Below are 12,697 nucleotides of genomic sequence, written 5' to 3'. Positions count from 1 at the left end.
ATACAAGAATACCAATTTGCGGCGCGTACTGAAAAAATATACCCAAGCCATGTAAAACTGAGGGTCGGATGCACGGAGGGACAGAGGGACGGAAGTAAAAACAAACATCAAATCAACTGCCGCGGGCTGAAGACCCGCGTCTACCAGGTCTGAACCGAGCTCCCATTATTGCGGCGCATACTGAAAAAATATACATAACCCCTGTAAAACCGAAGAGACGGACGCACAGAAGAACAGAGGGACGGAAGTAAAAACAAACATCAAATCAACTGACGCGGGCTGAAGGCCCGCGTCTACCAAAACAAAAAACAAAGTCAAAACAACGCATCCTAAAAGGGGCGGTTACCAATACCAAAACAAAACAGGTGGTGGGTGTTTTTTTTCAGCGCGCGCAGATTACACAGACCAATAAAAAAAGGGCGCGGAATAATTCCCGCGCCCTTTGAATTGATAATCAGTTTTAGCTTTTAATAAACTTTTCGCCTTCTTCAAGAATCTTATTTAACACCTTTTTTTCTTTTGCTTCCGCGTAAAGCCTTACTATTGGTTCCGTGCCTGACAGCCTTATCATTGCCCAGGTATCGCGGCCAAGCATAAATTTATACCCGTCAACCGTGATAAGTTCAAGGACATCAAAAGAACCAAATTTATCATTTTTCCCGTTTTTAAGTTTTTCAATTATTGCCTGCATTTTTTCATTTGTAAGCCTGAAATTTTTCCTGTCATTAATAAATGGGCCTGTTTTCTCTTCAAGTTCCTTCAACAGTTCTTTAATGGGTTTTTTACTTTTGGCGACCATTTCCACAACAAGAAGGCACGCGATTATTCCGTCTTTTTCCGGAATGTGGCCGTGTACCGTAAGCCCGTTTGATTCTTCGCCGCCTATCACTATTTCTTCTTCCTGCATTATCTCGCCTATGTATTTAAAACCCACAGGTGTTTCATGAAGCACCCTTTTATGAATTTTTGCCACAGCATCCACCATATGCGATGTGGCAACAGAGCGGATGACAGAACCGGGCCAGTCCCTGCTCCTTATCAGATAATCAAGGAGCAACGGAAGTATCTTGTTTGCCTGAATGTAGCTGCCGTCGCTGTCAATTATGCCGTAGCGGTCAGCGTCGCCGTCCGTGGCCACGCCAAGCATGGCTTTTTCTTTCTTTACCGCGGCTATAAGATCAGCCACGTTTTTTTCAGCCGGTTCCGGCGGAAACCCGCCAAAATACACGTCCCTGTGGTCATTTATAACCTTAATATTGGCGCCTGCTTCAATCAGCAGCGTATCAAGATAACCCCTTCCCGTGGCAAACAGGGGGTCTACAACTATTTTCATTTTTGATTTCTTAATCGCCTTAAAGTCCACAATTTCCTTAATCCTTTCAAGATAAAACGGTTTTGGGTCAAAATAGGTTATAAGCTTCTTTTCCATGGCTGTTTCTTTTTCCATGAAATTAATTGTTGTCTGTTCCTTAATATTTTTTTCTATTTCAGCTGTCTCTGCCGGAGTTGCCGGCCCGCCCCAGGAAGGGCTGAACTTAAGGCCGTTGTATTCAGCCGGGTTATGGGAAGCCGTAAAATTTATGCCTCCGGCTGCTTTTCTTCTGATAACTTCATACGAGATTACAGGCGTAGGCGTGTCCCTGTCGCATACAAGCGACGGTATGCCGTTTGCGGCAAGCACGCACGCGGTTGTTTCGCAGAACTTCTCGGAAAGGAACCTTGCGTCGCCGCCCACTATTACGGGTTTGCCCTTAAGTTCATCTTTTGTTTTAATAAAATCCGCTATCGCCTGAACAACTATCTTCACGTTTCCAAACGTGAAGTCATCGCTCATTATCCCGCGCCATCCGGAAGTCCCGAATTTAATCTCTTTTGTTGACATAATTACCTCCTGTATTTTCCCTGTTTGGGTTTAAATTCTGTAAACAGGAAATATGATATATTATTTTAACCTCTTTTACAACTGCCTTATTTTCAGCTGAAATCTGACGCTATAAAATCAAAATAATCAGTATAACGTTGCGAAATCCACCAAATAATAACTTCTTATTTTTCTGAATTTTTTGTAATAAATTCAGCTGCGCGCTGCCTTACTTCTTCTTCGTGCCCCAAAAGCAGATGTCCGCCGTCATTAAGCGCCATAAAATCACATTCTGGAATCAGTTTTGAAATCTTTTCAGCGGAAGAAAACGGCCCCATTGGGTCATCTTTCGCGTGAATCAGCAGGACAGGCACTTTCAACTTTGCATAATCATACCCTTTTGCCATATCCATATTTGAAACATACATGTCATTTATTATGCCGTCTGTTTTTTTGCTTACAGGAAGCGCAGACATTAAAATACTGTCAACAAACCCCTTTTTTTCGCTTTCTCCCATTTTTACGGCTATATTCTGCGGTATACCTACCATTGCCAGCATGCTTTTTCCGAAAGCCCTGATAACACCCCAGTATAGAAAATCTGACCCAAAGAACATCCGCATAGCCTGCTGCGGCGGCATTTTTGCTTCATTAGGAACGTTAGAAGATATCATAATAAGCGCGGAACATTTGTCCGGGTAATTAATCGCAAACTGCAATGACGCTGCAGCGCCCGCTGAATTTCCAAGTACAGCCGCTTTTTTTATTTTCAGCGAATCCAACAGCGCGGCAAAAGCGTCTGCCTGACTTTTTGGATCTGATTTTTCAGGTTTTAAGACTGCGCCATAACCAAACCTTGATGCCGCAATTATTTTAAATTTATCTTTCGGAAGATACATATCAGCAAGGCCATAACACTGCCCTATTCCTCCGGTTATGCCGTGAGATATTAAAACCGGATATCCGCTGCCGGATAAAGAGTATTCGGCTTCTCCCGCCGCACTTTCAATTATCAGCGGATTGTGGAATTTTTCCCTGTTTTCAGCTTTTCTCATTTCCTGCTTAAACCCGCCGGATGCAGCTAAAAAAACAACCGCTATTAAAACAAAAATTACTCCGCCGATTATTATTGATGGTTTCATCATATTATCTCCTTGTTTTTGTATAAAACCAAAGTATTACAGCTGCTGCAGCGCCAAACGCGTTAAATACAAAAACCATCTCAAGCCCGCCGCCCGCTCCCAGCATCATCATACCCAGCGTCATGGCCGCAAGCGCAGGCAACATAAACACCGTAAGAGAAAGCATAACAACGGCAAATATGCTCCCAAGAGGTTTTTTATTCAGCATAAGGATTACGGCTATAACACAGGCAGGCACGGCGAATGTTAGGTCAATCACGTGCACAGGATTTGTAAAGAAATTGTTTTCAGCCACTGCCTTTGGCACCGTTCCATTTATCAGCGCGGGTATGACATCACTTAGCCACAGGATACTGAAAATAATCGCAATCATACCCAGAAAAATCATTGCGGCAACAGAGGCGGCAGAGTGTTTCTGCGGAATATTTTCTGCATCTGTTTTTATACCGGAAAAATAAAACACAAGTCCAAAAAATGACAGCCCAAGAATTGCGCAGTATACCAGAAACAGGTAATTAAAATGAACGCCAAAAGCATAGATAGAATATGAATAGGCTATATATACCATTGCTCCCATCCATATACTCTCCCAGAACTTTCCGCCTTTTTTCATTAATAACGCGGAAATAATCAGCAGGGGTGATACTATGGCCAGGTTAAACGCATCCTGCCCAATTCCCTGTGAAGCATAGGACAGCGATTCCTTTATGTACGGATTCTTAACAAACACGGATAAAAACGCGGTAACAGCCATTGCAAGTGCGGTGATTACCGAAACAGCCGTAAAATCCCTTTTCTCTTCCATATAATCTCCTGTATTTTTTATTATATAACAGTTTATAATAGCCGTATTTAAAAAAGAGTTTTTATGACAAATGAAAAACTGATTGATTTTTTAAAGCCCTGTAATTGCAGGCAAAGGCTTGCTTTTGCGGGTTTTTCTCCTGTTTATGTTGTCGGAATTTTAGCGTTTAGAAATAATATAGCAATGGAATATTTATGTCAATATGGAATTTGGATAATATAGGTTAATAACCGCAACGTAATTGATAATAAACCCCGGGCCGATTGATAAGGGGGTGTCTCTTAGAGAGAGACGGTGGACCGGCCCGGGGCTTTTCTTATTTTGCTTTTTTTATTATTCCTGCCGGTATATAGATTTCGGCCCTGAATAATTTTTTTCCGTTTACCCTGTTTTCAGAAATCACATAAAAATATTCAAGCCCATGCCTGCCGCTTTTTTTAAGCCATGAGCCGAATATGTAATTAAGGCTTGATAAAAGCATTTCAGCCCCGCCTTTATGCACAAACCTTGCGTATTTACCTGAAGGTATGGTTTTTTCGGGCTTGCCGCATTCTTTCTTTTTATTCTCGTAATCGTTTACCGAAAAAATTTCAATAGGGCTGTCCATTGATATTTTATTTAAATCTTTCCCGCATCCGCAATAAGCGGTAAAGGTTTTACCGCCTTTTTTTTCAAGTTCAGACGCCCTTTTAAGCCTCTCAGACATCACACGCTTTAATGTGGTCTTTTTCAGGTTCCCGTAAACGGTAAATGATTTCCCCTTTACAAAATCAGGGTTTGTATTAATTCCACCGCCCAGAATATGGTCAATATCTTTTCCCGTAAGCCTCTGCCTTTCAAGGTAATAGAAACGGCTTTTTTTCTTTCTATATTCGGCAGGAGCCATTTTAAACAGTTTTTTAAAGGCCCTTGAAAAAGCTTCATACGATTCAAAATTATATTCATAACATATATCGGATATCTTTTTTTGGGATAAAAGAAGTTTTTGCGACGTTAAAGTCAGCCGCCGGTTTCTTATGTAAACGCCTATTGTTTCCCCAAAAAGCATTTTAAACAGGCGCCAGAAGTGCCCTTTGGAAATGGCAGCAACCTGTGCCGCTTCGGTATATGTGACATTATTCTTAATATTTTTCTCAATGTAATCAACAGCCCTTTTCATATTAGGGCTGTATCTTTTATATACCATTGCGCCGCAACCTTTCTCCCCGTGGATATACTACAACAACAACCCCTTAAAACACTTGACTTTTTTCTTCATTTTTACAGATTTATTAACCCCTGTTAATAAACAAAAAAGGCCCCTTTTTCAGGGGCCTTTTTTGTTTATTGCCGCATTATCTACCTTTTGTGCTTTTTTTCCTGTATCTTATATTTATATACAATTTTTGTTTTATTTTTGAAATTACTTTCTTTGCCTTTAAATAAAATATGTTTGTCTTTTATCTTTGTAACAACTTCCGGGCGGTATTTATGACAGTCGGAAACAAACCTGTAATTTACCCTTTCAATTATCTCCCTGTCCGTAAACCTGAAAACATTTCCATAATGCGGCCTGAATTTATCATGCGTATTAATAACAAAAACCTGCGGCGCAAGGCGAAGCCTTAACGCCACTTCCATCCATGACATACGCTGAAGCCTTAATTTATACACAGTTTCCGGTTTTACATTTGCTTTATTCGCCAGAAAGAACACAACAGGCAGTTCTTCATCGGGAATGCCGTGGTTTCTGATAACAATAACATCCTTTTGCGGCACCCTGTTATATTCGCTTATTGACAGATAAAACCCGTTTAAACCCGCATCATCTGCCGAAAGCCCAAACCTTACATCCGCGCGAACATTAATAACCGCCACCGCAAGAATTATTACAGCCGTACCAAACAGCGCTTTTAAGATTGTGTTTCTCATTTTATTACCTCCTGAAATTTTTTAGTTACAATAATTTGACGCAGGAGGAGGGGGAAAGGATTACGTAAAGATGGAGGCTTGGAAGGTTGGAGGCTTAGAGGCTTGGAAAGCTGGATGGTCAGATGCTTGGAGGCGTAGAAGTTTGGAAGGTTGGCACACAGCAAGTACATAAAAAATCTAAACAACGCACCCTGAAGGGTGCGGCTACCACTACACAAAACAATAAGGCGCGGGAGATTATCCCGCGCCTTTTAAAGTACATTATTTAATTTGTATTACTTATACCAAATATCTCCTGAATAAAAAAATCCAGATCAACAACCGCGGGCTAAAGACCCGCGTCTACCGTATCTAAACCAAATTTCCGAGCTGAAGTTTTTCCAAGCCTCTAAGCATCCAAGCCTCTAAGCATCTGCCCTTATCAGTTCTTCGCCTTTTCCGCGAAGATTTTTGCGCCTTTGATTCTTTTTCCGTTCATTTTTTCCACCACCTGGTCAGCCTGTGTGGAATCCACATGCACAAACGTATTGCGGTCCTGCATGTCAATACGGCCGACCTGGTTGCCGCCTATGCCTGTTTCACCGGTTATGGCGCCAAGAATATCTTTTACCTGCGCGCCGCTGCCCTTGCCTACGCTTAAAAATATCTTTGTCATTGTTATATCACTGTCCCTGCCTTTTGACCTTGTATGCCCGGCAGGCCTGTCATCGCTTCTGCCGCGGCTGTAAGAGCCGGCGCCATATCCGCCGGAACTGCGTGAACCGGATTCTCGTGAACCATAACTGCGCGAACCTGAACCGCGTGAACCTGAATTATGCGAAGAAAACCTGCTGCTTCTTTCGCCGCCTCTTTCAGCTGATAAAGAACGTTCCGGAGCATTAATATCATCGTGAGCGGTGCCTGTGCTGCCTGATTCTTTTTCCATTGTCATTTTCATAAGCGCGGCTGCCACGTCTGTGGAGGAGACATCAGGCGTAAGCATAGCTTCCACCGCTTTAATATGGTGCTGCAGCCCGCCTTTCGCGACAACTTCTTTAACTTTTTCGGCGAAACGCGCAACCCTTAATTCTTCCATTCCCATTTTTGTGGGAATCTTTTCCTGCTTAATCTTTATCTTCGCGTACCTCATGATTCCGCGCATTTTAAAAATTTCATCGGGATAAACAAAGGTAAACGACTTGCCTGTCCTGCCCGCCCTGCCTGTGCGGCCTATCCTGTGCACGTAATATTCTTCGTCCGCCGGTACGTCATAGTTGAATACCGCGTCAATGCCTTCCACGTCAATACCGCGCGCGGCCACGTCTGTGGCTATAAGGATATCCACTTTGCCGTGCCTTACTTTGTCCATAACCCTGTCGCGCATAAACTGCGTCTTATCGCCGTGAAGCGATTCGCACAGGTATCCGCGGGAATTAAGATGGCCGTAAAGGTCATCTACCATCATCTTGGTATTGCAGAATATTAGCGAGAGTTTAAATTCGTTCATATCAAGCAGCCTGCAAAGCGCTTCCAGCTTTGTGCCGCGTTTTAATTCATAATAGCACTGCTCTATGGAAGGAGCTGTCAAGATTTCACGCGTGATTTTAATGTGCTGCGGGTCTTTCTGATACCTTTTTGTGATTGCCATGATAGGCGCCGGCATAGTGGCGGAAAAAAGCACTGTCTGCCTTTTTTCAGGGGCTTTCTTAAGGATAAGTTCAATATCTTCCACAAAACCCATGTTTAACATTTCATCCGCTTCATCAAGCACCACCATTGCGCAGGCAGCAAGCGACATTGTCTTTCTTTCAATGTGGTCAATAAGCCTGCCGGGTGTGCCGATAACAATCTGCGCGCCAGCGCGCAGCGCGCGTATCTGCCTGTCTATCGGCTGTCCGCCGTAGACCGCAAGGGTCTTTATGCCCTTTTTATACTTTCCTATTTTTCCTATCTCTTCCGCCACCTGTACAGCAAGTTCACGCGTGGGGCACATTACAAGCGCCTGTACGTTTTTGTTCTTTGCGTCCACCATTTCCAGAAGCGGTATTCCAAACGCCGCTGTCTTTCCTGTTCCTGTCTGCGCCTGTCCTATAAGGTCAACGCCTGTCATCATAAGGGGGATTGTTCCCGACTGAATTGAAGTGGCTTCTTCAAACCCCATGTCTGTCACGCCCTTTAAAATTTCCTGTGACAGGTTTAGTTCTTCAAACTTTTTCTTGTCCATTTCTTTTTCCTTCCGCTTACGGCACATGGCCATAGCTAATTAAGATGGGCCATGCAGCGGAAAAAATATAATGTATTCATAATAATGAAAACATCGCAGATTTCCGGGCATTATAAGCCCGCTTCGTGGGATTTTCTTGCAGGGATGTTTTAAATGAAAGTGCCCTTTTGAAGCACACACACAAGTTACAATTCCTTGCCCGGCAGTCATCCCGCTCAGGTGTAATGATTATACTGTATCAACACGTTAAATACCACAAAAATTATTAATTTATTTTTTGGAATACAGGTAATACAGCTGTTTTACGCCGTTTTTGTCCACGGCTTCGCCTGATACCTGCGTGAAATTATTTTTATAAAACTTCTTATTATTGTTTTCCTGGTGAAAAGGGATGCCGGTTATTATCTCTCCCGGTTTTGACTTGGCATACGCCATTAAGCGCGACATGGTGGTGATGCAATTGCCGTAAACATTAAGCGCTTCCTGCCCGGCAATATTTACTTTTACAAGCCTGTCTTTGCCGTTGTTAACTCCTATTCTTATTTTCCATTCCGCAAGTTTATTTCTTTTGTTTTCTTCGTTTAATGTCTTTAACCTGTCCATGAATTTTAAGCCGAATGAAAAATTTACATCCGCATCCTCGCGGTTTCCAAGAAAACATACAAACGCGCCGTCGCCTAAAAGTATTAAAAGATAATCCCTGTAGTCTTTTAAAAGGTCTCCCAGAATTTCATTGAACTGCGGTATCATGTGGTCGCGCTGGGTTTCAAGATCGGCTTCGGTGCTGGACCGGATATCCAGGCCAATACAGGAATTAGGATATTCCAGCCCCGGTTTTAATTCGCCTGTCACAGTGGGCGCGAACATATTACTTGGCCTTAAAACAGAATCGTCTGTGCCGTCTGTCACTTCGCATTTATATTTAAACCCGTCGTAATATTCCATATCTTCGCGGAAGACCATTCCGTCGTATTTGTAATACACCGCCTGCGTGTCAGAAGGAGACTGCTTAATAAATTTTTCGGCTGTTGTCCTGGCTTTTGCAGTGACCACAAACAAAAGCGTGTCTTTATCCTTAATTTCCTCGCCGGCGCCGTAAGGGATATTTTTAATTTCATCATTTCTTTTTACAAAAGTGCCGCCAAAAGAAGCCGGCTTATTCATGGCAATGGGGTGTTTCGCGGTGGTGTCAGGGGGCCATCCGTCATAAAGGCGCCAGCAGTTCTTGTCCCATTTTATGTTAGCCTGAATGCGGCTTAAAGAACCTTTTTCATCGGCGCAAAGTTTAACATCAAGATTTTCAAGCTCCCTGCCTATCAGGTATGTCCTGCTTTTATCCGTAAGAAAAATGGTTTCCTGCTTCCCGCAGACTCCGCAGCTGAATACAAGTTTCATATTGGCAATTTCCTCCTAATTTTTAAATATTATACCATATAATAAAGGCTTTTCTTGTTTATATAAAGAAAATAACCTGTATAAAATACAGGAATATATTTGAAACAGCCGCTTTTTATGTTATATTACGCTTACAGGTTTTTAAATATTAATTAAGGGGATTTTATGAAAAAAAATCTGCTGATTTCCGCGTTAATAATTTCTTCATTCCTTATTATATACTCCTGCGGTAAAAACCCGGCATCCCCTTCAACCCCGTCAGACCCGGTTTCCACAAATACGGCTGAACATACAGCTACATATACAAATACTGTGCCGCCCGGCTCTACAAATACTTTCACTTATACCGCTTCAGAAACAAATACAGTTCCTGCCGGTTCCACATTTACAAACACCCCCACACCTTCCGCGGATTCTTATGAAACTGACAACGTTTATACTGACGCAAACGAAATTACAAACGGTGAAACCCAGACGCACAGCATTCACGTCTGGGATGATGAAGACTGGATGTATTTTAACCTGACCGAAGAATCGTGTGTTTCCATAACCACAGCGGATTCAAATTACTGTTACATAGAAGTTTTTGAAGAAGCTGACACGGTAAATTCTTCCTTTACATCCACCATAGGCGGCGACGGCAGTACCCCTGCGGTAATACTTGATTACTGTTACGTTCCGTCCGGAAAATATTACATTAAAATCCGCGCGTTTAACTATGAACCGATAACACAGTACAAAATAACCATTAACTTTGCCCCTTCGGTAACCGAAACCCCAACTGAAGAAGAAACCGCAACTTACACTTACACAACAGAAGAAACCGCAACATATACTTATACCGAAACCCCCACTGATACGCAAACCAATACCCCCACCCCGTGGCCCACGGATGTTTATGAAGACGACAGCACCTCATTTAATGCGCGTACAATAGCATCCGGCAGCACCGAATACCACACCCTTGCGCCGTCAGGAGATGAAGACTGGTTTAAATTTACAATTCCATTTTATTCTTCCGTGACGCTTTTTGCACAAAGTGATGACCAACGATACGACCTTAGAATGTGTTTGTCCCGTGATTATTCCGGTTTCCTTTCGCAGGATCAATGTGTCCAGGGTTCAGATTTTGAAACATATATCATTAAAGAACTTGAAGCCGGCGATTATTATTTACAGATGTATGACAGCAATCCTGACACAGGCGTATTCTACAACCTGCATTATGTTGCGGTTTATGACACGCCGACAATTACAGAGACCATAACCCCTACAGTTACAATAACCGCCACGGTCACGCCCACCAAAACTCTTGGCCCTGATATATATGAAGACGGGGATGATGTTTATACAGGGGCTAACGCGGCTTCTTCATCGCCCAATTCCGAAATTCACAGCGTTTATCCTGCAAGCGATTCAGACTGGTTTGTATATACGGTAGGCGGGACATATACTTCCAGAATTTACTTTAACGTTGACGGAAGCCAGGATGACACAATTGGAATATATGTTTACGACACAGAAGGCGCGCCCACGTCCGGCGGTTATCCGGATAATTATCTAAGCGGCGCCTGGTTGGGCGGAGCAAATGATAATGAAACCTATTTTGACACAAACCTTACCGCAGGCACATATTACGTAAAAATAACAAACTCCTGGCCGATATATGAATACAGCCTTCATCACGAAGAAATGACATTTACAATAACACCCACATATTCAATTACTCAGACTTTTTCCGTAACGCCGACAATTACCGTTACGAGCACCATTACAACAACACCGGGCGCGTGGACAGCCGCAGCTTACGGTACGCCTGCTGTTTCACAATGCGCCGCGCTTGCTTCCAACGGCGCTGATTATTCCTGGGGCTATACAGAAAGTTACAATAAAGTTCATATAAACGGTGTTTCTGCAGGTTTTACAGCCGATTACACAAAAATGGGAAAACGCTGGCTTGCAAAATCAGCCCTGAATGATTACGCGGTATACCCTTTTGGCGCCGGCGGAATTTACGCGCGCTACAGCGGCGATTCCTGGGCAGGTTCACTTGGTATAACCGTGGGCAACGGTACGCAGCCCTGCATATACATTGACGGTGAAACGCCATATGTGGCATATATAAATTCCGACGCCGGCGGCAGCGTAATGGTAAAATACCTTACTTCAAGCTGGGTGCCATACGGTTCTTCCAATTTCACCCCTGCTGTATCCACAGACGCGGCCCGTTATAATACGATTTCTATGGACGGCTATAACGACGCAGGTACGCTTAAACTTTATGCAGCTTATGTGGATACCACTGATAATAACAGGGTACATGTAAAATGGAAAAATGGAACACAGGACTGGGCAGACCTGGGAGGCGTTGCTTACAATTATGACGTTGAAGCTTCAAGCGTTGATATAAGCGTTATAAACGATGCCGCTGTTTACGTTATATTCACGGCAAATACATATCTGCCCGTTGTATGCAGATGGAACGGTTCTTACTGGACGGATTTGACCCCTTCGCTCTTCGCCTGTTATTCAAAGCATAATTCAATACACGCGGTTTCCGAAAATGAAATTTACGTATCATTTATAAACACAGGCACAAACAAAGCAATTGCCGCAATGTTTAACGGCGCAGGCTGGATATATTTAAACAGCACGTCGGGATATACATCCCCTGTTACGGAATACCCTTACATTATAAAATCCGCGGAAGATGTGTATTCAGGATTTATCTCTGGCGGATATATGGGCGTTTATAACTATCAGTAACAGAATACTTTTTACCGCAGTATATAAAATAAAAAAGGCGGGGAAAAATCCCCGCCTTTTTTATTTTGTAGAAAAAATTATTTTTTAAGAATAAGCTGTTTTACAAACCCTATCGCGGCTCCGCCTATTGCTCCGATTCCGCCCCACTTTAACGCAAGTTCATTTCTAAACTGAGAAAACGGTTCGCTGATATCAGCGCCAATGTCGCCAAAAAGTCCGCTTGATAATAACTTTGGAAAAAATTCCGCCACAATGCCGCCAAGCAGCGCTCCTATCCCTGCAAGTGATAAAACCTCTTTCACATTTTTCATTATTTCCCCCTGCTGTTATATTTGATTTGACTTGCCTTGTTTTTTTTAGACCCCCGGAGTTGATAAAAAGGGTTTGGGAGGGGTTTCTTATCGTGGATACTCCGGGGGGATTGCGATTATTATAATTACAAAATTAAAGAACTTTTTTACCCTTATCATTATCCACATTTTAAATATGCCATAACAAAGTACATTTGTCAACCTTGCCTTATCGTATCTGTCAACGCAAAATAGAAATGTCCTATTTTCTGCAAAATAGAAATGTCCGGTTTTCAAAGTACAGCCTGCCAAGAATCCCCGGTT

General features: G+C 42.8%; 10 protein-coding genes. 1 reads left to right on the top strand and 9 read right to left on the bottom strand.

The features are described 5' to 3' along the window. Positions 1-460: 460 nt before the first annotated feature. From JXR81_10170 to JXR81_10140, 7 genes are all read right to left on the bottom strand, one after another. Positions 461-1,882 carry a phosphoglucomutase/phosphomannomutase family protein gene (locus JXR81_10170; protein MBN2755208.1) on the bottom strand — a complete coding sequence of 474 codons (1,422 nt, stop codon included), beginning with the start codon at positions 1,880-1,882 and terminating at the stop codon, positions 461-463. Positions 1,883-2,046: 164 nt separating this feature from the next. Then, positions 2,047-3,006, bottom strand: a complete 960-nt coding sequence (locus JXR81_10165; GenBank protein MBN2755207.1) for an alpha/beta hydrolase — start codon at positions 3,004-3,006, stop codon at positions 2,047-2,049. A 1-nt stretch (position 3,007) separates the two neighbouring features. Beyond that, entirely contained in the window at positions 3,008-3,808 is an 801-nt protein-coding gene (locus JXR81_10160; GenBank protein MBN2755206.1) for a hypothetical protein, read from the bottom strand. A 316-nt stretch (positions 3,809-4,124) separates the two neighbouring features. Then, positions 4,125-4,967 carry an AraC family transcriptional regulator gene (locus JXR81_10155; GenBank protein ID MBN2755205.1) on the bottom strand — a complete coding sequence of 281 codons (843 nt, stop codon included), beginning with the start codon at positions 4,965-4,967 and terminating at the stop codon, positions 4,125-4,127. A 179-nt stretch (positions 4,968-5,146) separates the two neighbouring features. Next, a complete protein-coding gene (locus JXR81_10150; GenBank protein ID MBN2755204.1) occupies positions 5,147-5,719 on the bottom strand; it encodes a hypothetical protein in 573 nt (190 codons plus the stop codon). Positions 5,720-6,140: 421 nt separating this feature from the next. Then, positions 6,141-7,922 carry a DEAD/DEAH box helicase gene (locus JXR81_10145; GenBank protein ID MBN2755203.1) on the bottom strand — a complete coding sequence of 594 codons (1,782 nt, stop codon included), beginning with the start codon at positions 7,920-7,922 and terminating at the stop codon, positions 6,141-6,143. A gap of 270 nt (positions 7,923-8,192) precedes the next feature. Then, positions 8,193-9,317, bottom strand: coding sequence for a hypothetical protein (locus JXR81_10140; GenBank protein MBN2755202.1), 1,125 nt, complete (start codon positions 9,315-9,317; stop codon positions 8,193-8,195). A 165-nt stretch (positions 9,318-9,482) separates the two neighbouring features. On the opposite strand from JXR81_10140, the gene JXR81_10135 reads away from it, so the two are divergent. Continuing rightward, a complete protein-coding gene (locus JXR81_10135) occupies positions 9,483-12,083 on the top strand; it encodes a hypothetical protein (protein ID MBN2755201.1) in 2,601 nt (866 codons plus the stop codon). Between the two features lie 77 nt (positions 12,084-12,160). Here JXR81_10135 and JXR81_10130 read toward each other — a convergent pair whose 3' ends face one another. Together JXR81_10130 and JXR81_10125 are read right to left on the bottom strand one after the other, a co-directional pair. Next, a complete protein-coding gene (locus JXR81_10130) occupies positions 12,161-12,394 on the bottom strand; it encodes a hypothetical protein (protein ID MBN2755200.1) in 234 nt (77 codons plus the stop codon). Between the two features lie 87 nt (positions 12,395-12,481). Then, the coding region (locus JXR81_10125) for a hypothetical protein (GenBank protein ID MBN2755199.1) at positions 12,482-12,697 on the bottom strand (216 nt) is incomplete at its 5' end.

Source organism: Candidatus Goldiibacteriota bacterium, assembly GCA_016937715.1.
Lineage (GTDB): Bacteria > Oederibacteriota > PGYV01 > PGYV01 > PGYV01 > PGYV01.
This window is presented reverse-complemented; position numbering and strand designations above follow the sequence as displayed.

Excerpts from the sequence above, each read along its gene's own strand:
- JXR81_10170 (MBN2755208.1), bottom strand. The coding sequence starts at position 1,882 with ATGTCAACAAAAGAGATTAAATTCGGGACTTCCGGATGGCGCGGGATA.
- JXR81_10165 (MBN2755207.1), bottom strand. The coding sequence starts at position 3,006 with ATGATGAAACCATCAATAATAATCGGCGGAGTAATTTTTGTTTTAATA.
- JXR81_10160 (MBN2755206.1), bottom strand. The coding sequence starts at position 3,808 with ATGGAAGAGAAAAGGGATTTTACGGCTGTTTCGGTAATCACCGCACTT.
- JXR81_10155 (MBN2755205.1), bottom strand. The coding sequence starts at position 4,967 with ATGAAAAGGGCTGTTGATTACATTGAGAAAAATATTAAGAATAATGTC.
- JXR81_10150 (MBN2755204.1), bottom strand. The coding sequence starts at position 5,719 with ATGAGAAACACAATCTTAAAAGCGCTGTTTGGTACGGCTGTAATAATT.
- JXR81_10145 (MBN2755203.1), bottom strand. The coding sequence starts at position 7,922 with ATGGACAAGAAAAAGTTTGAAGAACTAAACCTGTCACAGGAAATTTTA.
- JXR81_10140 (MBN2755202.1), bottom strand. The coding sequence starts at position 9,317 with ATGAAACTTGTATTCAGCTGCGGAGTCTGCGGGAAGCAGGAAACCATT.
- JXR81_10135 (MBN2755201.1), top strand. The coding sequence starts at position 9,483 with ATGAAAAAAAATCTGCTGATTTCCGCGTTAATAATTTCTTCATTCCTT.
- JXR81_10130 (MBN2755200.1), bottom strand. The coding sequence starts at position 12,394 with ATGAAAAATGTGAAAGAGGTTTTATCACTTGCAGGGATAGGAGCGCTG.